Genomic DNA, 257 nt, shown 5'->3' with positions numbered 1-257 from the left:
CTTCCACGCGATCGCCGAGTTCAACGTTCGTCTGGAAGCGATGGGGTAACTCTAACCCTAAATCTTCCAACAAGATAATCCCTAAATTATCCTCTTCCCGTAACCACCGCAGCACGATCGCGCTCCACCGTTGTTCTCCATTGCGACGCAAATATTCTAACGCCCAATACCGTTTAGTTTGTCGTTCCACCAGCGTGGCTTCATAAGCAGCACTTCCTGCACTATAAGCAATTTCCTGCACTTGTTCCGCCGAAAAC

General features: G+C 49.4%; 1 pseudogene. It reads right to left on the bottom strand.

Features of this window, described 5'->3' with window-relative positions:
- A pseudogene (locus tag R0J92_RS24470) lies at nt 1-257 on the bottom strand (RNB domain-containing ribonuclease); the annotation flags it as partial.

It is taken from the genome of Tritonibacter sp. SIMBA_163 (genome assembly GCF_046535935.1).
GTDB lineage: Bacteria > Pseudomonadota > Alphaproteobacteria > Rhodobacterales > Rhodobacteraceae > Epibacterium > Epibacterium scottomollicae.
The sequence above is the reverse complement of the archived record's forward strand: the minus strand, read 5'-3'. Positions and strand labels throughout refer to the sequence as shown.